This window comes from Sphingopyxis sp. SE2, assembly GCF_032227185.1.
Lineage (GTDB): Bacteria > Pseudomonadota > Alphaproteobacteria > Sphingomonadales > Sphingomonadaceae > Sphingopyxis.
Genome location: NZ_JAPMXW010000009.1, coordinates 399638 through 425229 on the forward strand (window position 1 = coordinate 399638; position 25592 = coordinate 425229).

General features: G+C 60.6%; 21 protein-coding genes. 14 read left to right on the forward strand and 7 right to left on the reverse strand.

Annotated features, from left to right (window positions below; all coding sequences use genetic code 11):
• The first annotated feature begins 4 nt into the window (after positions 1 to 4).
• From OVY29_RS24485 to cobU, 8 genes are read left to right on the forward strand one after another with little or no spacing between them, the layout of a single operon-like run.
• Positions 5 to 412 carry a DUF1636 domain-containing protein gene (locus OVY29_RS24485; RefSeq protein ID WP_039330657.1) on the forward strand — a complete coding sequence of 136 codons (408 nt, stop codon included), beginning with the start codon at positions 5 to 7 and terminating at the stop codon, positions 410 to 412.
• Entirely contained in the window at positions 409 to 1425 is a 1017-nt protein-coding gene (gene cobT, locus OVY29_RS24490; RefSeq protein ID WP_039330659.1) for a nicotinate-nucleotide--dimethylbenzimidazole phosphoribosyltransferase, read from the forward strand. The genes OVY29_RS24485 and cobT overlap by 4 nt, the downstream gene beginning before the upstream one ends.
• The gene (locus tag OVY29_RS24495) at positions 1422 to 1991 is read left to right on the forward strand and encodes a histidine phosphatase family protein (RefSeq protein ID WP_039330661.1); all 570 of its coding nucleotides are present in this window, start codon (positions 1422 to 1424) and stop codon (positions 1989 to 1991) included. The genes cobT and OVY29_RS24495 overlap by 4 nt, the downstream gene beginning before the upstream one ends.
• Before the next feature lie 13 nt (positions 1992 to 2004).
• Positions 2005 to 2721 (forward strand): adenosylcobinamide-GDP ribazoletransferase, encoded by a 717-nt coding sequence (gene cobS / locus OVY29_RS24500; protein WP_039330663.1) that lies wholly within the window; start codon positions 2005 to 2007, stop codon positions 2719 to 2721.
• Complete coding sequence (locus tag OVY29_RS24505; protein WP_039330665.1) at positions 2718 to 3707, forward strand: threonine-phosphate decarboxylase; 990 nt, start codon at positions 2718 to 2720, stop codon at positions 3705 to 3707. The genes cobS and OVY29_RS24505 overlap by 4 nt, the downstream gene beginning before the upstream one ends.
• Positions 3700 to 4653, forward strand: a complete 954-nt coding sequence (cbiB, locus tag OVY29_RS24510) for an adenosylcobinamide-phosphate synthase CbiB (protein WP_039330667.1) — start codon at positions 3700 to 3702, stop codon at positions 4651 to 4653. The genes OVY29_RS24505 and cbiB overlap by 8 nt, the downstream gene beginning before the upstream one ends.
• On the forward strand, positions 4641 to 6104 hold the full coding sequence (locus tag OVY29_RS24515; RefSeq protein ID WP_039330669.1) for a cobyric acid synthase: 1464 nt from the start codon (positions 4641 to 4643) through the stop codon (positions 6102 to 6104). Before cbiB ends, OVY29_RS24515 begins: the two co-directional genes overlap by 13 nt.
• Positions 6097 to 6603 (forward strand): bifunctional adenosylcobinamide kinase/adenosylcobinamide-phosphate guanylyltransferase, encoded by a 507-nt coding sequence (gene cobU, locus OVY29_RS24520; RefSeq protein WP_039330671.1) that lies wholly within the window; start codon positions 6097 to 6099, stop codon positions 6601 to 6603. Before OVY29_RS24515 ends, cobU begins: the two co-directional genes overlap by 8 nt.
• A 359-nt stretch (positions 6604 to 6962) precedes the next feature.
• Here cobU and OVY29_RS24525 read toward each other — a convergent pair whose 3' ends face one another.
• The gene (locus OVY29_RS24525) at positions 6963 to 7973 is read right to left on the reverse strand and encodes a site-specific integrase (RefSeq protein ID WP_230960947.1); all 1011 of its coding nucleotides are present in this window, start codon (positions 7971 to 7973) and stop codon (positions 6963 to 6965) included.
• 193 nt (positions 7974 to 8166) lie between these two features.
• On the opposite strand from OVY29_RS24525, the gene OVY29_RS24530 reads away from it, so the two are divergent.
• Positions 8167 to 9093, forward strand: a complete 927-nt coding sequence (locus OVY29_RS24530; RefSeq protein WP_058803369.1) for a hypothetical protein — start codon at positions 8167 to 8169, stop codon at positions 9091 to 9093.
• A 5-nt stretch (positions 9094 to 9098) separates the two neighbouring features.
• On the opposite strand, the gene OVY29_RS24535 is transcribed toward OVY29_RS24530, so the two are convergent.
• The 4 genes from OVY29_RS24535 to OVY29_RS24550 form a co-directional block, all read right to left on the reverse strand.
• Positions 9099 to 9380 carry a WGR domain-containing protein gene (locus OVY29_RS24535; RefSeq protein ID WP_082660524.1) on the reverse strand — a complete coding sequence of 94 codons (282 nt, stop codon included), beginning with the start codon at positions 9378 to 9380 and terminating at the stop codon, positions 9099 to 9101.
• Between the two features lie 1013 nt (positions 9381 to 10393).
• Positions 10394 to 11647: a replication initiator protein A gene (locus OVY29_RS24540; protein ID WP_082660526.1), complete on the reverse strand. Its 1254-nt coding sequence runs from the start codon at positions 11645 to 11647 to the stop codon at positions 10394 to 10396.
• A 178-nt stretch (positions 11648 to 11825) separates the two neighbouring features.
• On the reverse strand, positions 11826 to 12842 hold the full coding sequence (locus tag OVY29_RS24545) for a ParB/RepB/Spo0J family partition protein (protein ID WP_058803371.1): 1017 nt from the start codon (positions 12840 to 12842) through the stop codon (positions 11826 to 11828).
• Complete coding sequence (locus OVY29_RS24550) at positions 12839 to 14038, reverse strand: AAA family ATPase (RefSeq protein ID WP_058803372.1); 1200 nt, start codon at positions 14036 to 14038, stop codon at positions 12839 to 12841. Before OVY29_RS24550 ends, OVY29_RS24545 begins: the two co-directional genes overlap by 4 nt.
• A gap of 222 nt (positions 14039 to 14260) precedes the next feature.
• On the opposite strand from OVY29_RS24550, the gene OVY29_RS24555 reads away from it, so the two are divergent.
• Positions 14261 to 18478 (forward strand): strawberry notch family protein, encoded by a 4218-nt coding sequence (locus OVY29_RS24555; RefSeq protein WP_058803373.1) that lies wholly within the window; start codon positions 14261 to 14263, stop codon positions 18476 to 18478.
• 314 nt (positions 18479 to 18792) lie between these two features.
• Here OVY29_RS24555 and OVY29_RS24560 read toward each other — a convergent pair whose 3' ends face one another.
• Both OVY29_RS24560 and OVY29_RS24565 read right to left on the reverse strand, forming a co-directional pair.
• On the reverse strand, positions 18793 to 19530 hold the full coding sequence (locus OVY29_RS24560; RefSeq protein WP_062344765.1) for a type II toxin-antitoxin system PemK/MazF family toxin: 738 nt from the start codon (positions 19528 to 19530) through the stop codon (positions 18793 to 18795).
• A 33-nt stretch (positions 19531 to 19563) separates the two neighbouring features.
• Positions 19564 to 20685, reverse strand: a complete 1122-nt coding sequence (locus OVY29_RS24565) for a hypothetical protein (RefSeq protein WP_058818313.1) — start codon at positions 20683 to 20685, stop codon at positions 19564 to 19566.
• Between the two features lie 698 nt (positions 20686 to 21383).
• Between OVY29_RS24565 and OVY29_RS24570 the strand changes: the two genes are divergently transcribed.
• From OVY29_RS24570 to OVY29_RS24585, 4 genes are all read left to right on the forward strand, one after another.
• Complete coding sequence (locus OVY29_RS24570) at positions 21384 to 23501, forward strand: ParB/RepB/Spo0J family partition protein (RefSeq protein ID WP_058803376.1); 2118 nt, start codon at positions 21384 to 21386, stop codon at positions 23499 to 23501.
• 82 nt (positions 23502 to 23583) lie between these two features.
• Complete coding sequence (locus OVY29_RS24575) at positions 23584 to 24534, forward strand: ArdC family protein (RefSeq protein WP_058803377.1); 951 nt, start codon at positions 23584 to 23586, stop codon at positions 24532 to 24534.
• On the forward strand, positions 24503 to 24895 hold the full coding sequence (locus OVY29_RS24580; protein ID WP_058818314.1) for a hypothetical protein: 393 nt from the start codon (positions 24503 to 24505) through the stop codon (positions 24893 to 24895). The genes OVY29_RS24575 and OVY29_RS24580 overlap by 32 nt, the downstream gene beginning before the upstream one ends.
• Before the next feature lie 26 nt (positions 24896 to 24921).
• The gene (locus tag OVY29_RS24585) at positions 24922 to 25584 is read left to right on the forward strand and encodes a hypothetical protein (protein WP_231729645.1); all 663 of its coding nucleotides are present in this window, start codon (positions 24922 to 24924) and stop codon (positions 25582 to 25584) included.
• Positions 25585 to 25592: the final 8 nt, after the last annotated feature.

A 25592-nucleotide genomic window follows, 5' to 3' on the forward strand; every position in this document is an offset into this window, starting at 1 on the left:
AATTATGTTGATCCCCGTCGAGGACGGCCCTGCCGTAGTAGCATGCAACACCTGCCGACACAGCAGCACCGCAAAGGAGGATGACGCCGGTGTGCGTGGTGGCGCGCGTATGGTCGAGGCCCTGCGCGCCGTGCAGGCACGCGATGAACGCTATTCCGGTATCGCGGTGCAGGAAATGCCCTGCTTGTTCGCCTGCAGCGAATTCTGCACGGTCCATCTTCGTGCGCCAGGCAAAGTCGGGTATGTTCTGGGCCGCTTCACTCCCGATGAAGATGCCGCCGCTGCCATCCTCGATTATGCCGTCCATTATGCGCAAAGCGAACATGGCCGGGTTCCGTTCAAGGACTGGCCGCAGGGCGTCAAAGGCCACTTCATCACCCGCACACCGCCGCCGGGCTTTGTCGCGCAATGAGCACGTTTTCTTCCGTCGATGCCTTTGATGCTGCCATTGCCGATATGCCTGCGCCAGATGAAACAGCAATGGCCAGCGCGCGCAACCGGCAGTCGCAACTGACCAAGCCGCCAGGATCCCTGGGACGGCTGGAAGAGATCGCGATCTTCATGGCCGGTTGGCAAGGCCACGAAAGACCCCGGCTGGAACGGGGGCGTGCAGTCGTGTTTGCGGGCAATCATGGCGTCACGGCACGGGGCGTGAGCGCCTTTCCTCCCGAAGTCACCCACCAGATGGTGGCCAATTTTGAAGCAGGTGGCGCTGCCATCAACGCGCTGTGTGCCGCTGCCGGGCTCGATCTTCAGGTGCTGGCGCTGGAGCTTGACCGGCCAACCGCCGATTTCACCTCAGCCCCGGCCATGACCGAAAGCGAATGCCTTGCCGCGCTGTCTTCCGGGGCCGCCATGGTCGAAGCCGGCCTTGATCTCCTTGTCCCTGGCGAGATGGGCATCGGCAACACCACGGCCGCTGCAGCCCTCTGTGCAAAGGCGCTGGGAGGCGGTGCAGGCGAATGGGTCGGCCCGGGAACGGGGCTCGATCCGGCGGGCGTGGCGCGCAAGATCGGTGTAATCGAAGCGGCACTCGTCTTCCATCAGGTTGCACCGTCAACGCCTTTCGAAACCCTGCGGCGTCTGGGCGGGAGGGAAATAGCCGCAATGGCAGGTGCAATTGTCCGTGCAAGGCAACTTCGGGTGCCGGTGCTCCTGGATGGCTTCATCTGCTGCGCTGCCATCGCGCCGATCTTTGCCGCCGAACCTGCAATTGTCGACCATTGCCTGGCAGGGCATTGTTCGGCCGAACCTGGTCACAAACGGTTGCTCGAGCGGTTCGGTCTCGCACCGCTCCTCACTCTGGGCATGCGCCTGGGCGAAGGGAGCGGCGCTGCGGTCGCGGCCCAGATCGTGCGTTCAGCTCTCGCCGCACACAACCAGATGGCCACTTTTGCCGAAGCTGGCGTGGCTGCTGGCGTATGAGCGAGTTTTTCCTGCACCTCATGCGGCATGGCGAGCCCATCCACCCCGGTCTGCTTCTCGGAAGGACCGATGCGCCTACGACGCCCGAGGGCGTCGCATCATGCGTGGCACAGGTCGAGGAACTGTCGTTCCAGTCGATTGTATGTTCCGATCTCCAGCGCTCGGCAGAGGCAGCAAGAGCTATCGCCGATCCAAGAGGGCTGCACCCGATCCTCGACTCACGGTGGCGCGAACTGGACTTCGGCGACTGGGACGGTCTGGCACCCGCTAAGGTCGACAGTGCCGCGATCAGCGCGTTCTGGGACGACCCGGACGCCAATCCGCCACCCGGTGGTGAGCGCTGGTCTGCTCTGGTTTCGCGCGTGGAAGCGGCCTTGGCCGCAATCCCGCCGCAAGACACGCTGGTCGTAACGCATGGCGGAGCAATCCGGGCTGCGCTGGCCAGCCTGTTCGGCTTCGGACAGCGGCAGGTCTGGGCGTTTGACCTTCCCTATGCCGCGCTGATCAGCCTGCGGGTCTGGCCGGGAACGCCGCGCTCAGCCCAGATCGCGGGCCTTTGGACATGAAGCGCCCGATCGCATGAAAGGCTTCCTCATCGCACTCCAGTTCCTCACCCGTTTGCCGACACCCCGGCTCACGGTTTCTGCCGAGGAATTCGCCCAGTCCATGCGCTGGTTTCCAGCTGCTGGGCTGGTGATTGGCCTTATCGTTGCCGGGGCCGCCTGGGTTGGAGCAAGGACCGATCCCTGGACCGGAGCCCTTGCCGCCTTGATCGCCTGGGTTCTCGTCACCGGAGCCCTTCACCTGGACGGTCTGGGAGATATGGCCGATGCCAGCGGCGCGGCCCACAAGGACCGCGAGCGGCTCCTGGCCGTCCTGGCAGATCCGCATGTCGGCAGCTTCGGCGTAACGGCCATCACCATGCAACTGCTGACCAAGCTCGTGCTGCTGCATGGCATGATCGAGCACAGCCAGTTTCTGGCACTGATCTGGGTGCCGGTCGCCGCGCGCATCGCGCCGCTGGCATGGACCTTGTTGCTATCGCCGTTGCACGATGGCCTTGGTGCGCGCTTTCGGGGCGCGATCAGGCCGATCGATCTGGCGCTGTGGGCCGCAGTACTTCTCGCCACCACGGTGGCGTTTCCTGCATTGCTCATTGCGGTTCCTGCTGCGGCACTATGGGGCCTGTGGATCAAGCGCGCTATTGGCGGCATCTCGGGCGATGGACACGGCGCCGGAATTGAACTGATCGAGGCGGCGCTGCTGCTGGCGCTTGTCGTGATGGCGGCCGCATGACCCGCGATCGCTGGACATGGCACGGCGGCGGCCTCTCTGCGGCCCGCGCGCATTTCGGCGACGATGCGCGTGGTTGGATCGATTTTTCCACCGGGATCAATCCGCATGTCTGGCACGGTGCAGGGGCGGTGGAGATCGATTGGCGTGCCCTGCCAGACGAAATGGCCCTGCGCGCGCTGGAGCAAGCGGCCGCCGCCAGCTTCGGGTGTCATGCCGATCATGTCTGCGCGGTGCCAGGCACCGAAGTTGGCCTTCGCCTCGCCGGCAGGGTGCTGGGCGATGACGTCTGCCACGCCGTTCCATCCTATCGCACCCACGGCGAGATGGCGGCCTCCAGCCATCCCGTAACGCTTGGCAATCTGGCGCTGGCCGATGGATCAAGCCTGATCCTTGCCAACCCCAACAACCCGGATGGCGTCCTGCTTTCTCGGGAAGCCTTGAGCGATCTTCTGGTGCGGCGTGGTCGGAAAGGGTGGCTGGTAATCGACGAAGCCTTTGCAGACTGCCACCCCGACCACAGTTTCGCCGACCAAGTTGATGATCGGCACAGACTCCTGATCTTTCGGTCCTTCGGGAAATTCTTTGGCCTCGCCGGATTGCGGCTCGGTTTTGTGCTGGGCCCTCGTCCGATCCTGGCGAGTCTGCGTAAGCAGCTAGGTGCCTGGCCGGTCTCGGCGGCTGCGATCGCCATCGGCACCCGCGCCTATCAGGATATCGCCTGGCAGGACGCGATGCGGGAGCGCCTCATCGCCGAGGCCACCAGCTTCGATCAGCGCTTGGCCTCGTTCGGTTTGTTGGCAAGCGGCGCATGCCCACTCTTCCGGCTGATAACGACGCCGGACGCGTCACACCTGTTTGAACGTCTTGCCCGGGCTGCGATCCTCAGCCGCCCCTTCGCCGATAAACCGGATTGGTTACGCTTTGGCCTGCCCGCCAACGACGAGGCGATGGAGCGTCTCTGTGCCGTGCTCGAAGACCATGGCTGAACCGTTCGCGCTCATGGCCCTGGTGCTGGATGCTGCCATTGGCTGGCCTGGCGCGCTGTATCGCCGTGTCGGACATCCGGTCGGCCTGTTTGCCCGGATCATCAATGCCTGCGAAGGCGCATGGAACCGGCCAACTCACTCAGACGGCATACGCAAGACGCTCGGCGTCATGACCGTTCTGATACTGCTGGTGCTGACAATCGGGGCTGGACTTGGCCTTACCGCGCTCGCCCGGCACCTGCTGGGCTCATGCTGGTGGCTTGGTGCCGCAGCACTGGCCTGGCCCGCTCTGGCCCAACGCAGCCTCTACGATCATGTTCTTCCCATCGCAGTCGCACTGGAGCAGAATGATCTCGAAAGTGCGCGCCATGCCGTCTCCATGATCGTCGGGCGTGATACCGACACCCTTGATCGCGCGGGTGTGGCACGAGCTGCAATCGAAAGTCTGGCCGAAAGCTTTTGCGACGGCATCGCCGCGCCGCTGTTCTGGCTGGTTATCGGCGGCCTGCCCGGCGTCTGGGCCTACAAGGCGATCAATACGGCAGACAGCCTGATCGGCCATAAGGAAGCGCGCTGGCGCGCCTTTGGGTGGGCTGCGGCGCGCACGGACGATGTGATGAACCTGCTGCCGGCTCGGCTTGGCGGCGTCGTGGTATGTCTTGCCGGCGGCGGAGGGTGGGCCACGCTGTGGCGCGATCACCGCCGCCACGCCTCACCCAATGCAGGCTGGACCGAGGCGGCCATGGCGGGCGCGCTAGATCTCGCGCTCGCGGGACCAGTGTCCTACGATGGTGTGACCCATGCCAAGGACTGGATCGGCAGCGGGCGGCGCGATGCTGGCGCTGCTGACGTCAGGCGCGCTTTGCGCATTTATGTCCGCGCCTGCCTGTTGCTCTGGGCCATCGTGGCCGCTCTCACCTGGAAGGATATCGTATGGGCGCTCTGATGTTGCAGGGCACGGGTTCCGATGTCGGGAAATCGGTGCTGGTTGCCGGGCTGTGCCGCGCCCTTGCCAATCGCGGGCTGAGCGTTCGCCCGTTCAAGCCCCAGAACATGTCGAACAATGCTGCGGTTACCGTCGATGGCGGCGAGATCGGCCGCGCCCAGGCTTTGCAGGCTCTAGCATGCCGGGTCGAACCGCACACCGACATGAACCCGGTACTGCTCAAGCCTCAGGCCGACCACACATCGCAATTGGTCGTTCACGGCAAGGTCCGCGGCACGCTGGGCGGTGGCAATTTCCGGCACAAGCGTGGCGAACTGCTGCCCGAGGTCATGGAAAGCTGGCACCGGCTGCAGGCGCAGTGCGATGTCGTCGTGGTTGAAGGCGCCGGCTCGCCGGCGGAGATCAACCTGCGGGCAGGCGACATCGCCAACATGGGCTTTGCCCGTGCTGCCGGTGTGCCAGTCGTGCTGGTCGGCGATATCGATCGCGGCGGCGTCATTGCTGCGCTCGTTGGCACGAGGGCGGTATTGGACCCGGACGACGCGGCGATGATCCGGGGTTTTCTCATCAACAAGTTTCGCGGCGATCCGGCGCTCTTTGCCGACGGTTATCGGCAGATCGAGGCGCTTTCGGGCTGGCGAGGCTATGGCGTGGTGCCCTGGCTGCGCGCCACTGCCCATTTGCCAAGCGAAGATGCGGTCGTGCTTGAACGAACCGCACGCGAAACCGCCGGTCGCCTGAAAATCGCCTGCCCGATCATCCCCCGGATCGCCAATTTTGACGATCTCGATCCGATCAAAGCGGAAAGCTCGGTCGAACTGGTCATGGTACCGCCAGGCCAGCCCATCCCCGGTGATTGTGCGCTGATCGTCCTGCCCGGATCAAAAGCCACGATCGCTGATATGAAGGCGATGCGCGAACAAGGCTGGGACATTGATATCCTTGCGCATCATCGGCGCGGTGGAAAGGTCCTGGGCATCTGCGGCGGCTATCAGATGCTCGGCCGCCGCATCGCCGATCCGGAAGGGATCGAGGGACCACCTGAAGATATCCCCGGTCTGGGTCTGCTGGATGTCGAAACGGTCCTGACCGGAGATAAGGCGCTGCGCCAGGTTGCAGGCACTGCGCTCGATCAAGCCTTCACCGGCTTTGAAATGCACATGGGCGTGACCAGCGGTCCCGATTGCCGTCACCCCTTTGCGCTGCTCGGCGAAGGGCGGCCCGACGGCGCAACCAGTGCAGACAGGCAAGTCACGGGCACTTACGTCCACGGAGCATTTGCCAGCACGGCGCTGCGTTCAGCTCTGCTCGGCATGCTCGGCGCGCAGTCGGACGGGATCGACCATGATGCGAAGGTGGATGACGCGCTCAATGCGATCGCGGCTGAGCTTGAACATCATCTCGATGTGGATGGTTTGTTGAAACTCGCAATGGGGAAAGACGATGCGTAGCCTGTTCGTGATTGGCGGAGCGCGCTCGGGCAAGAGCCGCTATGCACAGGCCAGAGCCGAGGCGACCGGCCTGTCGCCAGTCTTCATCGCTACGGCTCAAGCTTTCGACGAGGAAATGCGCAACCGTATCGTTCGGCACCAGGCGGATCGCGGCGTGGAATGGGAAACGGTCGAGGCCCCCCTTAAACTTGCGGAAGCGATCGAGTTGCATGCCTCACCCGACCGGGTCTTGCTGGTGGACTGCCTCACGCTATGGGTGACCAATCTCCTGATCGGCGATCACGATATCCCGGCGGCAGTCCGCACACTCATTGAGACCATCACGGTTGCGCAAGGGACCCTCATACTCGTCAGCAATGAGGTCGGATTGGGCATCGTCCCGGAAAACCAGTTGGCGCGCCGGTTTCGGGATGAGGCCGGGTTTCTTCATCAACGTGTCGCGGCTTGCGCGAACGAGGTGCAGTTGCTGTGCGCTGGCTTGAATTTGCAGTTCAAATGAAAATGTCCCATTGTATTAATGGCATATTTGGAATTCAAATTGCGCGAGAGCCGGCCAGAAAGACCGCCAGAAGCTGGATCATGGCGCTGCCCATGGCGATGGTTGGCTGCCCGGTTTGGAAGGCGTTCATAACGTTGATGCGGCTTGTCGGGACATCTTTTTCCGCGACGAGAGTGCCTATCTGGTGGCGGAAAACTCTAGACCCAAGCGGTTCAAAGTTGGGTAGCAGTGCAACTTGGCGTCGGACTCTGCTCAAAATCGGTTACATTTCAGACCACCGTCACGGTGTATGTGCGCGCGGTAAGTGTCGCGGTGGCTCCCTTGGTCCTTGGGGCACCGCGTTTCAGCCTGAACCTAGGCTAGAGAAAGCTCTTGCCAGCGTGGTTCTCAAACAAAGCCGCATCTCGGACATAGCCAAGCAGCACCTCCACCTTTTTCTGTCGCGAGACCTCCTGCATTTTTGGCAGTGAAGCACCAGCCTTCGCAGCTTCGGTCAGGAATCCCGATCGAAGCGAGTGCGCCCCGACCGCAGCCGGATCGAGACCGACCTTCTCGGCGTAGCGCTGGATCAGGCGAGCAACCGAGCGATCTGACATGGGCTCCTTCGTCATCAAGCCCTGAGCATCGGTTCGATAGAAAAGGGGCCCCGCCTCCCCTCCCCTGACGCTCAGCCATTCGTTGAGGCGGGGACCGGGCTTGAGCACCTTGCCCGACGGAACTGCGATGACCTGCCCCTCCCCCTCCTGGTCGGTCTTCGAGTGCCGGATCGTCAGCTTGAGCCCTTCGCGCACGAGCTCGAGATCGGCGAGCTGCAGAGCGACCAGCTCCGAGCGCCGAAGTGCTGCTGCAAGGCCCAGCGCCATGACCGCACGGTCACGGATTGCCCTCGGGCTCGATCCTTCTGCAGCCGCAATCATCCGCGCCAGATCGGCCGCCAGAATGGCGCTCTTCTTGCGTGTCGGCCGTGCGCGCTGCTCGCGCCGAATGCCGGCGAGCGTATCGGCGATGACATCGCGGGGATCACGGTGCTGCGGCGCCACGTGCCCCGCCTGCCTGTGGTGCCAGGCAATGGCAGCAAGGTGCCGCCCGATCGTACTGTCCGCCCTCCCCGCTTGAGCCAGTGACGCCAGCCAGGTTGCAACCACCTCGGGCATCGCGGGCATGGGCTCAAGGTCGCGCGTCCAGCACCATTCTTCGAACTGCCGCCAGTCGCTGTCATAGGCGCGGACGGTGTTCGCGGCCTTGGATCGCGCCCTGTAGGAACGGGCGGCCTCGATTTCGGCGGCGAGCTGCGGAGGGATTGCCTGTCCGAGCGAGACGAGGCCCTCATCGATCGGCACCTCAACGATCAGCCCGGTGCCGTCAGCCAAAGCGCCTCTCCTTCATGCTCGATCGCGCCGCTGGTTTCTTCGGCGTTCTGCCCTTGGGAGAGCGGCGGCGTCGCAGCGGATTTGAGGCACTCTATATAGATTGTCGTGTTGTCCGTGAAGGGTTCTTATCGGACAGCAAACCCACCGTACAAGCTGGGTATACTTTTTATGCCATTTATATACTATCTGGCCGATGGTATCCGCCCCAGCACCTTGGCAACTGACGCTTGCCCGCATCGAAGGCGCCCTCCCCTTCATCTCACCCGAGTTGTCCGAATGCCTTGCGCTGGCCTCACTTCGGCGCCTCTGGCGCGTGCATGTGCGCGATTATCCGTTTGATAATCTTGGAATTGAACACAATCCGGGGCTCGAAGCGAGCGAGCTGATGCGCTCGTGGTATTCCGAGGAACGCCGTCAGTTCTTGTCGTGGATTAGCCGGCGAGGACACCCTCCCCTCGCCCATGCTGCCAAGCTGGTCATGGCCGCCAAGAACCACTCTGAAGGGTTCACCGAGACCTATTGGCCCGCCGATCGCGCGCTGGAGCGGCTTGACGCGCTGCTACCAAGCCGTGACCCGATGAGCACCTTGCTTGAATGGCTGACGGAACTGAGAACGGAAGAAATCGACTTTCTCGAAGGCGGCAGCGAGATGGTCCAGGTCGGAGGGTTCGCGGTAACACGTATGGCACCGCGTGGGGCGGCCTGGGCGGCATCGCTCGCTGCTGCCATGCGGCCACACTTGTTTGGGCTGGGCTCGGCGCCAATGGCGCTTGCTGGGGTCATGCCGCGGGCTCTGTTCCGTGAACTTCACGAGGAACCCCTGCCCGTCCTATTAGGCCGTGCGCTTCAGGCTACCGCTGAGAGTGCAGCCGCAGACCTCCGTGCCATGCAAAGGGCTCACCTGCAGGCTGAGGGAGCACTTTCAGGCCTGTACGCCTCCTCGACGGCTCCCCTGGCTTGGCGTCTGGTAGCCGGCATCGGACCTCTCACCCGTGCGGAGCTTGCCAGAGGCCTTGGGGTGACCAAGCGAACCGCTTCACAATCAGTTGCGGCTATGGTGACTGCCAGCATGGTCAGCCTTCGAACTTCCGATGGAGCAATCGTCCCAACGGACACGTGAACGTATCATGGACCCCGGAATACTTCCCGGTAGCAAACGCCAATTCGATGATGTGAGGTCGCTCTGCGACGCAGCAACTGTTCTACGAACTTTGTCGCCCTGCCTGCGTCGGCGAAGGATAAGATGCGTCGCTGTCCACGCGTTCCAATCCGCCCCCACGAGAATTCAACAATCGTGACACCGAACAGGTCCTGGCTTCGAGATATGACGTACCGCCTTGCAACATTGAGATCGGGATCTTTGGCTTCGAGCCAGATCTGACATTCCCTTTGTCCAACCTCTAACATGCGGAGGACTATGCGATAGCCACGTGAAGTTAGGCCAATCGGAAGTTTGAATCACAGGTCCCTGTCGTGATTCACGGAATCGATCTTAAGGCTGTGACCAGCGCTAATCTGCCGAGTTGCCATTCTGGTGGAATGTACGCATCGCACGCAAAGCGGTCATCGTCGAAGGGATATGTCGGCCTTCCTTAATCTTGAATCAAATCAATAACAAATCCGCCGCAGGCGTGAACGTTAGGGGATTTAGATTCTAAGGTTAAGAGGTTACCTGCTCGTGATCAGCCTGCAAACTCCTGATTTCTCGCGAGTCGGGGCGGCTATGCCGAATCTGAAAACACGATGTTCGGTTTCTGATAGCACGACCGCCAGATTCTAATAACACGTCATCTGATGCCCGATCACACGTTCGCCACCTCCCCGCCCTGTTGATAACTTTGAAAGCGCGGCTGTGAGCGTGAGGCCAGAGGATCAGTTAGCGTTCCGATTCACATATGATGCGCCGATCCCAAACTTTCTGATCCCCCATTTGCTCCTAGGCTGAAACGAACGTGTTTTCGGAAATGTGGTATTTCCGGTCGAACGTGTTTTCAGGAATGGTTTTTGGAGGCATTTTCCATCGTCCAGATTGAAGGCCGACCTGTCGGGTTTCTGGATCGCAGTGACTGAAGTGGAGCCTCAGGCGATCTGCCAGCTGGCTTGAGCGCTGCACAGTAGATCGCTGATTTCAGTCAAAGATGGACGGCAGAAGCACGGCTGTAGGGTCTATGCCGGTACTCTTGGGCCTAGTCAGCGATTTATTTACCTGGCGCCGAACGTAGACGCGGTCCTCTGATCGGGCGGGCTAAGCGAAGTGATTCCCGAAAACACGTTCGCTAGCTGCCGTGCATGATGAGACTGTTCTTATTCTTACGATAGATCGCTATGCCTGCGGCAGAGCGTAATCAGGCCTGAAGCCGAGCGGCAGCTCTACCAGCGCGCCGGGCGCCGCTACCAAGTCCTGCAGAAGGTCGCGATCTTCAAAAGCCCGGAAGCGTATGCTTGTTGCGCTCGTGGTGCTTCTTCATGAAGCCGTAGAACCGTTTCGAGTAGTTCCTTGGCAACTCATGCGGATTGCTGTTCAAAAAGGAATCGAATTGCCGCATCAGCACATCGAGATCCCAACCAGGACATTCAGCACGGATGGCCTGATAGATTTCGGGGTCAAGAGTGTCCTGAGCGCCCCCTCCCCTTCGTCGTGACTGAGATTGGCTCGCATTGCTGTCCAATGCCGCTGATGCATCGGCTTGCTGTTCGGGGCGCAAGCTCGCGCTTGTTGTTGCAAGGAGCTTGCGCACGAGGGCAGGATCAACGAATTCCTGCGGAGGGCTGACCTTGGCTGCCTTTTCGGGGGTTGCGCGCTGAATGCGCTGGGGTCTGCTCTCCGTGGCGACAGAGCCACTATGTTCGGTTTTTCCAGAAGGTTTTTCGAGATGGCGACGCATCACCATCTTTAGCTTTGGACGCGGCGTCTCTGCTCCAATGACCTCCAGACTGATATCCGGCAGGTTGTTAGCTCGCGCCAATTCAAGAATCTTGTTCTTGAACGAGGGTAGGGAGCTTTCGCTGCCGCTTTTCTGATGAAGAGTTTCGAAGCCAATCGTGAAACCTTCTGGCCCATTGCCACCAGCGTGCTTGCGAGCTGCGCGGTAGAGCCATTTCCCAAGTCCGCTCGTTATCTCGAAATACAGAGGCGAAATCGCAAGGACATTTCGCTTGTCCATGACCCCGTCGAAGAACCACTTAGAAAGCGTGATTTCCATCCCAAGCGAACGCTGGGTTCGCTCATCAACGAGATGAGTATAGCTATCGATCCACGAAAATGTGGTCTCGCGGGATTTGGAGTTCGCTCGGATGTTCGTCTTGATCGTCGTGGCCTGAAGGCGATCAAGCGCTGCGATCAGTCGCTCATAGGCGCGCCCGCTTACACCCCAGCAGATTCGCTTGAGAAGATCGCCAGGTTGAACACGAATGGTCGGCGACAGGTCATTGTCACCCCGCTCGCGCAATTCGTTGAGGTGGGACGCCAGATAGATCATGATATCTGCATCCCAGATGGTCGCCATCCCATAGGCTGGGTTGGCTGATACATGCACGGTGACCGACTTGTCCGGACTGAGGTACTCAATGGGTTTCAGGCGCTTCTTCTTCGAAAGGCTGAAGAAAGGGCGCTGCATGGTCTCCTGATAGTCCCGCAGCGAGATATCGCTGAAATCAGGCAGCGTGAAGAACATCTCGAACTGCACCCGGCGACCGGAGGAGGACTGATCTTTCTCGCTCACGTTCTTCGCCTAGTAAATCTGCCGCTGTCCCACATGTGGGACAAGTGAGCTAAACATATGAAATAAAACGATAAAAGCCACATTTTCAGAGTGGTAAAGGCATGGCCATAGGTGGGTCCAAAACCCTCCTTCATGGGGCAGGCCTTTTCAGAATCTTCGCCTTCTCAATCAGAGGGCGCAATGCATCAAGGATTTCGTCAGCGCTCAAATCAGTGGGGTTGATCGTTATCGTGAGCCCTCGTGCACGATCCTTTTCGATGACACCAATGGACGATCCTGCGGCTTCGATTACGGCTTTCTGGGCACGGCCAGGCCTGCCCGAAACTGCCTTGAGCAGACGGACAACAACCTGAGGGCCAGAAATTGGCTCTTCGTCTCCGGATTGCCGGAAACTTTGTTCCGCAGCGATTTGCTTTGCTGCTTCCTCCATCCTGGGGCGCAGCGATGGGTTGCGTATGGCTGGAAGAAGCTTGTCACCGTACCGGACCTGAAGTTCCATTGGCGAGGCAAATGCGCTTACGATTGTTTGCGGGATCTCTGTCAGGCCGATGTACCGGGCGAGCGTAGATTTCGAGATCTTCACGCGTTCAGCAAGCCGTGCCTGAAGGCCATCGTAATAGGTGTCGACTGCTGCCTTGTAGTTCAAACCGCGTTCTAAGTCTGAGATATCTTCCCTCTCGCGGTTCTCGATATCAGCAAGGCGGAACGCAGCTTCGTCATCGAGATCTTCGATAATCGCTACGAGCTCGATATCCGGGTAGTGATTGGCGTTGAGCCACGCGACAGCCCAGTGACGCCTTGTGCCAATGATCAGTTCGTACTGCAGCTCACCTTGCTGCTTACGACGCACGACTACTGGGATGCGGTTCCCGTTTTCTGCTTGGATCGACTCAATCAGAGATCGCAAACGGGGTTCGGTGAGCTGTTCGTAATCACGGGCGTTTCCCGGCCAGATCGAACATTCTGCAGGTTTGAGCCGGATGGTCGGGCGCTTGACCATCCGCGCTGCTTCCGTGAAGCCTTCAAGCCGACGTGTTGTGAAATTGCGCGATGCAGTTGCCCCTGCAGCGTCCTTGGCTTCAGAGACGGAAGGCTGGTCAGGGGCAGGGGAGGCGAGGGCCTCGCCAATCAATGAACGACGGCTCACGCTGCAACACTCCCTGCCGTGTCAGATGACCGTCTCGAAATGCTCTTCGACGGCCACTGCTCGTGTATTTCGTTCAGAACTTCTCCGAAGACTGCGTTGAGATTGTCCCGGCAACGCTGGTAGGTTGCGTGCGCAGCTGAAGGCTTGCTTTCATAGATCGACCGGAATGCTTGAGTGGCATTCTTGATTTCCTCAGAAGCCAGAATTGGCTGATTCAGCAGGAAATTGGCATATGTGGCCTTCATCATCTTCCACATGTCGGCTTCACCTGGCTTGCTGGGGGTGTAGGCCGAGCAGACGACGCGAATGAACCCATAATCAACAGGCGTTCCGTGATCCTCGAGGATCTCGATATTCTCGGCGATGGTGTCCATGAAATGGATGGTTGAAAGATAGTCGAGCTGCCTTGCCGGAACCGGGATGAGCATACCTGTTGCGGCGGCCATCACATTGAGGCCCAGGAACCCCATGGCCGGCGGAGGATCGAGCAAGACGACGTCGAAGTCCTTGATGATACTGTCGATGCCAATTCGGAGACGCTGAAGTCCCTCGCGCACTGCTTGTCCGCCCTCCGTCAACGTTGCCGTGAGGTCCCACTCTGCATCCTGCAGGCCAAGGCTTGACGGCACTATTTTGATTGTAGGCCAAGCGGTTTCTCGGATTGCCTTCCTGAAATCATCGAATGTACTGCGAGGCGACAGGAAGTTTCCTAAAGTCTCCTCTTCATCGATAAGTGCTTCGGGCTGGATGTCGAACATAGTTGTCGTTGACGCCTGCGGATCGCAGTCGATCACGAGAACGCTATATCCGTTCAGTGCGAGAAAATCGGCGAAATGCTTGGTAATCGTACTCTTGCCGACGCCGCCCTTGAAATTCTGCACGGCTACTACGACCGCATTCTCATGGGCTAGCTTGCCCGGATGAATGTTCAGCGCCTTGCGAATATGAGTAAGGTCTTCGAGCGTGTAATAGCGACGGCCATTGTTAAGCTGCTTCGGAGGCGCGAGACGTCCCTCCTTCTCTGCCTTGGCAAGCGCTTCAGGCGTTCTTCCGACCAATTCCGCTGCCGCCGTAGGCCCAAACGTGATATCCAGGACCTTGCGTTCATCAGGTTTGAACACCACAGCTTTGACCCGATCGCGCATCATTTCGCAGGATCTGGTCATATTTCGCAGTGTGTTCACGGTGTAGGACATGCGTCTGCCTTTCGATGAATCGCAGTTCTGCGACCCAGTTCGTGTTTTATGATCATTTTCGGCGGTAGAAGTCAAACCGATATCTTCGGGATGGTGCCGGTCCCGAATCCTCGTCGCTGCCGGGCACCCCTTGTCGCATAGCCCGTAGTGATCACGGGCTCATAAACCCGAGGCGAGAGGGAAGGGGGATGACCTGATGCGGTTCAGCATCAGGAGCAGACCGTGACCGACCTATTTGAACAATCCAGCCAGAAGCTGGACGCAGCAATCACCGAAATCCAGAACGCCATCGCCACCGGAATGGCGAACAAACAACGCCTGTTTGAGACGATGAGCCAGCTCTACGGGGAGGGCTCCGCAAACGGCGCCTGGAGCCAGAGGGACGCCTTTGACCTGCTCGAGGCGGCATTGACGCGCCACATGGCCGGACTCCTGAGCAAACCTCAGATGCTGACCCAAATTTCGGAGATCAGCGCGCTTATCGAGGCGCTGCCGACACATACGGTCAGAAGTGAAAACCAGCTCAGGTACCAGCAATTCTCGACGCCCGCTGACCTCGCAGCGCTATCCGTGATTTTGGCGCAGCCGCTTGCAACCGATATCGTTCTTGAGCCGAGCGCCGGACATGGCGCTCTGGTGGCAACTTTGCCCGATGTCCGCGCATTGCATCTCAATGAGATCGATCCGCGCAGGCGGGAGAAGCTGGCTCTGCTGTTCCCCCAGGCCACCACCACGGGGATCGATGGAGCCATGCTGGCATCGCATCTCGACGCTGCTGTGCAGCCCAGCCTGATCCTGATGAACCCGCCGTTTTCCCGCTCAATGGGACGAGGAGCAGACGAGTTCGCGGCTGTGCGTCACCTGCGCGCTGCCATAACGCGGATAGGGCAGGGGGGGCGGATCGTCGCGATCATGCCGGACTGGTTCACGACGAGCGCGAAGCTTGCGAAAATCTACGACGACACCTTCGCCTCTTGCACGGTCCGCACATCAATCCGCCTCGATAAATGCTATCACAAGCAGGGCACTAGCGTGGCTGTGCGCTTGTACGTGATCGACAAGATCCCGGGGCAAACCAGACCAGCAGTTTTGGCGCGGGAAACGGTTGCAGACGTGGCGTCTGCGGTTCCAATCATCAAACGCGTGACAGCCCAGCCCGACTGCGAACCGCGCGCGGTGCCGCCGAAAACAAAGCCGGGCGCGCTCTTCAAAGCCATGCGGGCAACGCCGATCACAAAGCCCGTCAAAGCGAGGGCAGCCCAAGCGCCCAAGATCGAAGCACTGGCGTTCAGTACCCTGGACAAGCCGCGCGTTCTCGGTGAGCAAAGCGGGGTCTACATCCCATACCGGCCAAGCCGGATCGACATTGTTGGTGCACGCGAGCATCCGACGCCGCTCGTCGAAAGCGTGGCCATGGGTTCGATCCCGGCACCGATCCCGGATTATGTCCCGGCGCTGCAGGATCGGGTTTTGCAGGAAAGCCTGCTATCCGAGGCCCAGATCGAAACTGTCATCTATGCTGGGAACGCGTGGCAGCAGTATCTGCCTGGCCAGTTCGTTCCGGCTGAAGAGGGCGTAGGCCTCCAACTCGACGAGCAAGGACGGGCCTATCGCAAAGGCTATTTCCTCGGCGATGGCACGGGGGCAGGGAAGGGCAGGCAGATCGCCGCCTGCATCCTTGATGGATGGCTTGCCGGACGCCGGAAGGCCATCTGGGTATCGAAGAACGAGAGTCTGCTCGAAGACGCGCGCCGCGACTGGAGTGCCATCGGCGGCCTTGCTGCCGACATTCAGCCGCTTTCGAACTGGAAGATCGATCAGGCGGTTCCGTTTCGCGAAGGAATCCTGTTCGTCACTTACCCGACCCTTCGGAGCCAGCGTCAGGATGCCACGCGCCTCAAGCAACTACTGGACTGGGCGGGCGAGGATTTCGACGGTGTCATCGCCTTCGACGAGAGCCACGAGATGGGCGGGGTTGCGGGAGGCGAGGGCGCCCGGGGCACGAAAAGCGGATCCTTGCAGGGCATCGCCGGCGTACTGCTGCAAAACAATTTGCCCAATGCCCGGGTTATCTACGCCTCTGCAACCGGGGCCTCGGAGGTCAACAACCTTGCCTATGCCGTGCGGCTCGGTCTGTGGGGACCGGGCACTGCGTTTGCCAACCGCGAAGATTTCATCAGCCAGATCAGGGCAGGGGGCATCGCAGCGATGGAACTCGTGTCGCGCGACCTCAAGGCACTCGGGCTCTATCAGGCGCGCGCGCTCAGCTTTGCAGGGGTCGAATACGACATCCTGAAGCATGATCTGACCGCCGAGCAGATCGCGGTCTATGATACTTATGCGGATGCCTGGGCGATCATCCATCAGAACATGGAGGAAGCGCTGGAGCTCACCGGCGTGGTCGATGAAATCGGCGGCGCAACGCTCAACAGCGGCGCAAAAGCTGCGGCACGCAGCCGGTTTGAAAGCACCAAGCAGCGGTTCTTCAACCAGCTGCTGCTGTCGATGAAGCTGCCAACGCTGATCGCTGCCATCAATCATCATCTGGACCGGGACGAGGTGGTGGTGGTTCAGCTGGTCTCGACTGCCGAAAGCATCCTCGATCGCCGTCTCGACAGCCTTTCGCCAGAAGAGCGCGCGGAGCTCGACCTCGACCTCAGCCCGCTCGACGCTGTGATCGAGTACCTCGAACGCGCCTTCCCCACGCAACAGATGCAGGTATTCGTCGATGATACCGGCACCCAGCGCTCTGCACCGATGTTCGACGAGGAAGGCCGTCCCGTCCACAACCAGACTGCGATCGCCCGCCGCGGCGAGATGATCGAGCACCTGTGCGCCATGCCGCCGATCAAGCCAGCGCTGGACGGGATCATCGAGCACTATGGCCCGGAGAAAGTCGCCGAGGTGACCGGGCGCAGCAAGCGGCTCATAACCCAGAGCGACGGGCAGCAGCGGCTCGAGACCCGCTCGCCGCGGACGAACCAGTCCGAGACCGACCAGTTCATGGATGGCAGGAAGCCGATCCTGGTCTTCAGTGATGCGGGCGGCACCGGGCGGTCCTATCACGCCAGCCTCGATGCAACTTGCCAGAAGCGGCGCATCCACTTCCTGCTGGAGCCTGGATGGCGAGCCGACCGGGCCATCCAGGGGCTGGGCCGAACGCACCGGACGCATCAAGCCAACACGCCGCTGTTCCGGCCTGTGACCACGAACTGCAAGGGGGAACTGCGGTTCACCAGCACCATTGCGCGCAGGCTCGATAGCCTCGGCGCGCTTACTCGGGGCCAACGCCAGACGGGCGGGCAGAACCTGTTTGACCCTGCCGACAATCTCGAGAGCGAATATGCCAAGGCGGCCCTCTCGACATGGTTTGCCTTGCTGGCGGACGGCAAGCTCAAGAGCGCTACGCTGATCGATTTTCAGCGCCGCAGTGGGCTCAAGATCGTCTCCGACGATGGCGTGCTCGAAGAGGACCTTCCGCCGATCCAGCGCTGGCTCAATCGCATCCTCGCGCTGCCGATCGGGATGCAGAATGCGATCTTCGAGGAGTTTCTGGGGTTGGTCGAAGCGCGGGTGTCAGCAGCGCGCGAGGCCGGATCGCTCGATGTTGGCGTCGAAACCCTGCGGGTTGAACAGGCCGATATTGTCGAGGACATAGTCCTTCGGACCGATGAGCGAACCGGCGCCACGTCGCATTTGCTGCAGCTAGCCCTCAAGACCAGAGCACGGCCGATCTCGCTTGAGCGTGTCCTTGAGCGCCGCGACTATGCCGACGGCTGCATTCTGCTCCACAATATCAAGAGCGGGAAGGCGGCCTTGGCCGAACCTTCGCGGCACTTCATGACAGAACAGGGGGATTTGATCCGGCGGGTTATCCTCCACCGTCCGCTTCGCCGCGAATACCACCACTTCGATGACCTCGCCGAATCCGCATGGGAGGAAGTCCCGCGCAGGACCTTCGAGAAGCTGTGGCAAAGCGAGGTTGCGGAGCTTGCCGAACGGCTAACGACGGAGACCGTGTACCTTGCGACCGGACTTCTCCTGCCGATCTGGTCGAGCCTGCCTATCGACTATCTGGAGGTCCGGCGGATCGTGGACGAAGAGGGCAGAAGCTGGCTCGGCCGTATGGTCCACGAACTCGACGTGGCGAAGCTGCTCGAGAAATTCGACATTGCCTCCACCGTTGAACTCAGCCCGGAAATGATCATCAGGTCGCTCGGCGAAGGCCGGACAGTCCCGATCAATCAGCCCTTCGAGGCGACCTTGAAATGCTCCCGCGTGGCAGGCGAGCAGCGCTATGAAATCGTGGGGGTCCCGCCTGAACAGCTGCCTTGGCTCAAGAGCATCGGCTGCTTTACGGAAATCATTGCGTTTCGCACACGGGTGTTCATCCCGACAAAGGCAGCGCTGTCGGTCATAGGCGCGATGTTTCGAGCATGATGAAAAGCAATGCTGGGAACATCGATGCCGGAGCCCTGACGTCCCACGGTTTTCCTCTTGGTCTGCACTATCTGTGCAGCATGGAAGGCCACGAAGTGGGGCATTCCTGTCAGTGTCGGTGGCGTTTGCTAGCAACGGCTCGCGCCAGAATCAGATGTTTCCTGCTTGTTCGCAACGACGAGTGAGGCTGGCCGGTTGGGGAGGGCGACAGTGCTCGTAGCACCCTCGGCGCAGCCGAAGCCGATCAGCTTCGACAGTTCGGGTCAGTCGAGTGGATGGAGTCAGCGACGTGACCGCATCACCGACACCGCTGCCTACTTCTTTCTCAGCGTCAGGGTGTTCGGCCCCAAAGCCTTTGCAGGTACGGCAGGCGGTACCTGAACTGGCGTGGCCCCCGCCGCTACAGCGGTCTGCGCAGGTCCGAACGCAGCGCCCAGAACCTTTTGCACTACCGCGAAGATCGCGGTCAGATCGTGCGGCTCTACCTTGGGAAAGACAGCCTTCCCATTGTGGACCAATGGGCGGAGGCGGTTGATGTTGACCGTGTAGAGATGGTCGCAGACGACATAGGCGATCCGCCCTGCAGCCTGCCCTTTGGGATTGGGATTCCTGGAGAGCTGATGAAAGTTCGTCCCCGCTTTCTGCTGCGCGCTCGTAACGGGCAGGATAATGCAGGTGTCGTGTAGCGAATTGGCCGCGCGAATAACAATGCCAGGGTGCTCTTTCACGAACTCGGGCGCATAAGCGTCGTGCGGAAAATCGATCCAATACATTTGGCCCATGCGCGGTCGGCTTACGATACGCCGTTCGCGGCGGCTGATTGGCACATAGCCCGCTTTGATGATCTCATGATGCAACGGAAAAGGATGCCCGGCTTCCGTCAGTAAATGGGCCACGTCCGGCATGTTTGTGAAATCGATCGGCACATAGCCCTGTGCCAGCAACTCTTCGTCTGTCGGGATTGGCACATAGCCCGCTGCAAGCAGTTCGGCCTCGGTCGGGAACGGCACTTCCATAGTCGGCTGATCATCTGAATTGTCGTCATTCGGCATGGAGAGGCTGCTTTTTCCCGGCGGTTGGTTGTCTCATTGCGGCGTGCTGGTATTCATTGGTCGACTATATTCACCCCGTAGCGCATCGAGTGCTATTTGGGTGTAGCCAGCTTCGTAGATTTCGATCTGGGTTCGGCGCTTGTAATAGGAAAGCCGACGACCCGGCGTATCCGCCTCGATCCGCATACGCGCCACGCCCCGGATACCTGGCGCGCGACGATGCTGCGCGAGGGTCACTAACATGTCGATGCCATAGCGTTCGAGCAGGTTGCTGCGCTCTTCAGAAAGATTGGCCGCAGCGTCGAGCATCGTGCGGGTGAGCTGATAGACATCGTCACCCTCACCCTGATGATACAGGGCGCCGGGATCGACTGGAAACAGCGGCTCGGCATCCGATTCCTCGCTGTCGAAGATCCATGCTTCATACCAGACGGCCCCGATCTTCTCGAGCATCGCCACCCGCGCCCAGAAATCCCCCCAGGCTCCATCCTTGTTGCGGCTTTTCGAGCGATGATAACTCGCCCAATCACCTTTCGCAGACTTCGACCCACCGACGAGGCGAAGTGCCCAAACGGAATGGATGCCGATCTCAAAAACCTTTCGAGCAGGATAATCGTCGGGCGGGGTCTGGCTCAACGCGCCGATTGGCACACCGAATGTCGCATCGAGCTGGACCAAACCATAGAGGTCCACCAGCATTCGCAGTAAGAGCGCGTCGCCGGTCTCGCGGACACGGCGAAGCATTGAAGCCTCAGTTTCAATTCCCGTTACCAACGCGACCGGCAGAAAGATGGGGTCGCTGTCGAGAGGGATCGGCTGCAGGCGATATTGCGGATAGAGCTTCGTCGAGCGGTCGGTGTGCGCAACGAACCCATGCTGGATCAGCTCGTCGATCGCGACCTTGGCCCGTGGCTTGCCCATTCCTGCATGCTGTTCGCAAGCCTTGGTCGACCATTTGCTGAGCTGATGGTCGCTGCCGGTCCCGGCAAGCAGCACAATATATGCGGTGACGAGGTTCAGCCTGTTGTTAGTCTCAACCTCCCATAGGCGTTCCCATGCTGCGCGATCAATGGCAAGAAAGTTGCCGCCTCGCCCCTTCCCCCGAATGCGATCGGCACCGACTGATTCGGCTTCACGGGACGCCGAATCGTCCAAAGGCGCATTTTTCGATCGTTCCACGAGGGCGTGGTAACACGTCTTTCTGTCCCCATCAAGGTATTCAATGCAATCAAGGGTATCAAGGCAATCAAGAACAATGGAACATATCAAGGGAATCAAGGAAAATGGATCATGCCGTATAACGGCCTGGCTCGCAAGGAATGTCTGAAATCAGGGACTTAGGATTCAAACGCGAGTTGAATTTTAACGCCTTTGGCCTATATAGAACTCACAGCTCAGGCTGCTCGGCTTAACGGCCTTTTGGAATTACACCGCAAGGTGCTCGGGGAGAGCTTCGCAAGAGGCTCTCCCCTTTCCTCATCCAGATTCCTTTAGCATCAAGCGCTTTCCGATCACCGATCGCGCATTGTGCGTTCAGCTCTCGCCTTCAGGCAGGTGCTGTCGAGAAGCGATGAAAACTGCCTTTCAAAGCTCGACTAGCTAACGTCGCATTCTGGCTCAAAGCCGGTCTGGTTACGCCGCGAATGGTGGCCATCCCAGAATCGCGAGCTCCAACCCTTTCGGCATTTTGTTCTTTTATGAGTCGCTCCGTCCAGCTCAAGACCATGTTATGCTGTTCACCCTCAGGGGAGAAGATGGTCAACTCTTAGTCCTGCGTGAAACGCAGATCGGAAGGGGAGGGGGAGGGGATGTGTGCCCGGGTGATTGCCGGGTGCACATCAGGAGCGACCACGATGCTTATTCCCTTTTCCCGGCTCTATCTGAGCGATGCCAATGTGCGCAAAACGCGCAGCGAAGAAGACGATATCCAGCTTTCCGCCGACATCGAAGCGCGCGGCCTTTTGCAGAACCTGCTGGTCACCAGGAGCAAGAAGCGCGGCAAGTTTGCCGTGATCGCCGGTGGCCGGCGATTGCGGGCCATCGAGATGATCGTCACGCGCGGTGCCTGGGCCCCCGATACCGAGATCGAATGCAAGCTGCTCGAAGGCAGCGAAGAGGAAGCAGGCGAGGCCTCGCTTGCCGAGAACTTCCAGCGCGTCGGGATGTCACCGGCTGAGGAATGCCGGGCCTTCCAGCACTTTATCAAGGAAGGCAGCGACGTTGCCGCGGTCGCCAAACGCTTCGGCCTCACCCTGCGCTTCGTGGAAGGCCGCTTGCGGCTAGCGAACCTTGCCGAGCCGATTTTCGAGGCACTCGCCAAAGGCGATGTCACACTCGAGATCGCCAAGGCCTACGCAGCGACCGACCAGCACGAGGTGCAACTGCGGGTCTTTGAGCAGATGCGCTACGCCTATAACCCAAGCGCCGATGCCATCCGGCGTATGGTGGCGAACGGTTCCATGCGCGGCAATGACCCGATTGCGCTGCTGATCGGCGAAGATGCCTATGTGGCCGCCGGCGGGAAGATCGAACGCGACCTCTTCAGCGAAGCGGCAGATGATCGCTGGATCGACATCGAGATCGCCCACAGGCTTGCGGCCGAGAAAATGGAGGCCGAAGCCCAGCGGATCGCTGCTGAAACTGGCCTTGCCTGGATCAGCCCAGTGGCGTCGACCAATTCATGGCAGGCGCGCAGCGAAATGGGCGTCAATGCTGTCCGGCTGCCGCCCGCGCCGCTGTCCGAAGAAGCACGAGCCCGAATTGACGCGATCGATGCCCGCATGGAAGAAATCAGCGAGATCATCGACGAAGGCCATGAAGGCGGCCCTGAAGGCGACGGGGCCGATTTCGGGCAGCTCGAGGCCGAGTATGAGGATCTCGATGCTGAGCGCAGCGACCTCAATAACCCGGTGCGCGAACTGCCCGAAGAATGGCGCAGTGAGGCCGGGCGGTTCCTGGTTCTCACCACCCGCGGCGAGATGGTGCTCGAGGCCGATTACTACAGCGAAAAGCGCCTGTCGTTCGAGACCGATGAGAATGGCAAGGTGACAGCGACGGCCGAAGAGCCGGTGTCAGGTTCCACCAAGCGCGGTAGCGCTGCACCTTCCAGACCCGAGGCAGTTGCGCCGGGCACGGAGAAGCCGATCAGCGCCCGTCTGTTCGACGAGCTTTCCGTGCAGCGCCGTAATATCCTGTCGGCATCCCTCCTCAGCGATGCCGGGCTCGCGCTCGACTTCGCCATCTTCGCGCTGGCTGACAGCCGCAGCTATGAAAGCCGGGGAACCTCGATCAGGGGCGGGCACCCCAGCGATCCGGCGACCGGAGAACTTCCGCAGTCCACAGCCGAAGGGATTCTCGCCGAGGCCGAAAGCGCGCTCGACAAGGCATGGCAGGAACATGGGTGTGCGGCGCAGCGCTTCATTGCCTTTCGCGAACTTGCCGACGAAGCCAAGGCGGCGTGGCTCGCCTATGCGGTGGCCATCTCGCTCGAAGCCAAGAAGGGCTATGGTTCGGAATACCATCCGATCCATGCCGTCATCGGCAGCATGCTCGACATTGACGTTGCAGCAATGTGGCGCCCGACAGCCGAGAATTTCTTCGACCGGGTGAGCAAGACCTCGTGTCTTGCGGCACTGACCGAAGTCGGCGGCAGCGATCTTGCGGCGCGTTATGCCGCATCGAAGAAGGCTGACCTTGCCAAGACCTGCGAGACGATCTTCGCCGGCAAGGCGATCATTGAACAGGACGTCAAGGAAGCAGCGCTGGCCTGGCTCCCCGAAGGCATGAAGTTCACGATTGGTGCCAACCCCGCTGATCCGGTCATCCCGGACACCGACGAAAGCGCCCCTGTCTCCGGCGCCTGCGATGGCGATGGCGCTGAACCTGAAGCTGAAGCCGATAGCGAGGCCGACGAGCTTATCAATGACCATCAACCTGAAGTCGCCTGTGAAGAAGCGGCGGTAGCCGCCTGAGGCGGCAAATCACCCCTCCTGATGACCTGGCCCGGCCACTCGCCTGAGTGAGCTGGGCCTCTTTTTGTTGAGGAGCAGGCCAATGCGCCAAAGACCCAAGCGCGACGTCGCGCAGGAAATCACCAATCTGATCATCGCTACAATCGAGGCCGGAACGCTGCCCTGGCGCCGGCCCTGGAAGAAGACTGGGATGGGCGGAGCGCCGCTGCGCGCGGCAGGCGTCCCTTACACAGGGATCAACCGCCTCTATCTTTGGGCGGTCGCCGACCATTATGGTTATGGCTCGCGCTACTGGATGACCTGGCGGCAAGCCATCGAGCTTGGCGGAAAGGTGCGCAAGGGCGAGACCGCCGAGCCGAGCATCTACTTCAACAGCACGAAGAAGACTGCGATCGACCAGGCGACCGGCGAGGAATCCTCGAAAACAATCCGGTTCATGCGCGCCTACAGTGTGTTCAACGCATCGCAAATCGACGGGCTGCCGCCGCATTTCTATCCGAGCCCGGTGCCTGAAGCGCCGCCGACGCCCTCGCAGAAGGCCGCTGCCATCGAGCGCTTCTTCTCACCCGTTCCGGCTGACATACGCCTCGGCGGAGACCGCGCGTTCTACTCGCCGGGCGCTGATTATATTCAGCTTCCGCACCCCAATGTCTTCAACACCGAAGACGGGTTCGTGGCGACGAAAGCGCATGAACTCGGGCATTGGTCGGGCCATGCCTCGCGGCTCGCCCGCGAGTTTGGCAAGCGTTTCGGCGACAAGGCATACGCTTTCGAGGAGCTGGTGGCCGAGCAGGTGAGTGCGCGCATTTGCTATGAATTGGGTCTGCCGGCAGACCTTCACGAAAGCCATGCCAGCTACGTCTCGCACTGGCTGGAGATCCTCAAGGCCGACAAGACGGCGATCATCACCGCAGCCGCGAAGGCCGATCAGGCGTTCAACCATCTTGCGGCCTATTCGGGCTTCCAGAGCGAACCTGCCGGCGAAGAGGGGGAGGAAGCCGATGAGACGGCGCCAGTTCCGGCTTTTGCTTGAGCCGGCACCGCAGGAGGTCGTTTGCCTCACCCAGCTTCACCGTTATGCGGGCGATGTTGCAGGCCGGAGGAGGGCGCCGATCGGCGAGGAGCTGGACCAGCATATCGCAGGCCTGTTCCCCCAGAGGGACCCGCGCCAGGTGCTGGACGGCCTTCTCGGCAAGGGGGGCGTCGGTTGGTCGCTTGGCACAGTTCCGGGTCAAGGCCGATCGCTCATCATCCAGACAACCGAGGCGGGCGTTGCGGTCTCGGCAATAGCGAGGATCCTCGAACAGATTGCGCCAGGGGCGCTCCTGCGACCGATGATCTACGAGCCGTTGCTGCTGGAGAACCCGAGCGAGCACTGCGGCAGCCTGCATTGAGGAAAGGGGGATGGGGCCATTGCATCTTGCAATGGAAAGGAAGCCTCATGTCCTGCGACATTGATTACCGTTACCGCCGCGCACTCCAGCCCGATGGGCTGACGACCTTCGAAAATGCGCTGCGAGCATTGAACGAGGCCGTGGATGATGTCCGTCTGGCAGGCCGGCAGGCCGCAACCTGTCCGGCAGTGCTGCTGCTGACGCGCCACCTTCAACGCATTGCTGACGGAAGGCCGACCGAATGTGAGGCAGACGACCAGGCTCTGCGGTCCCAATGCATTGAACGCCTTGCCGAGCTCAAACACAGGCCTGCGATCATTGCGCTGGTCAAACGCGGGATCGACTATCGTCCCGAAGAACTGCGCCACTACCGGCGCGAGGGCACGCGGGCGCTGCGCCAGATCGCAGCAGGGATCGGGCTCGAGCACGCCGATTATCGCATCAGCTATTACACCTCACAGGAACAGCTCGCGGGCGAGCATGTGCTGGAAGCCGACGGGATCTACGTCCGGATCAGCCCGGAAAGGTTCGGCGAGCCGGGTCTCGCCTGGCGCAACCCGTTCTGGAAACCGCCTGGCGCGGTGATGCGCAAAGCGCCGATCACCGCCCTTGCAGACATTCCCGCACTCACGGCGCGGATCGCGCGCGAATTGAAGATCGCACCTCCGGCGCAGCCGGGGCTCATCTGAAGGAGAAC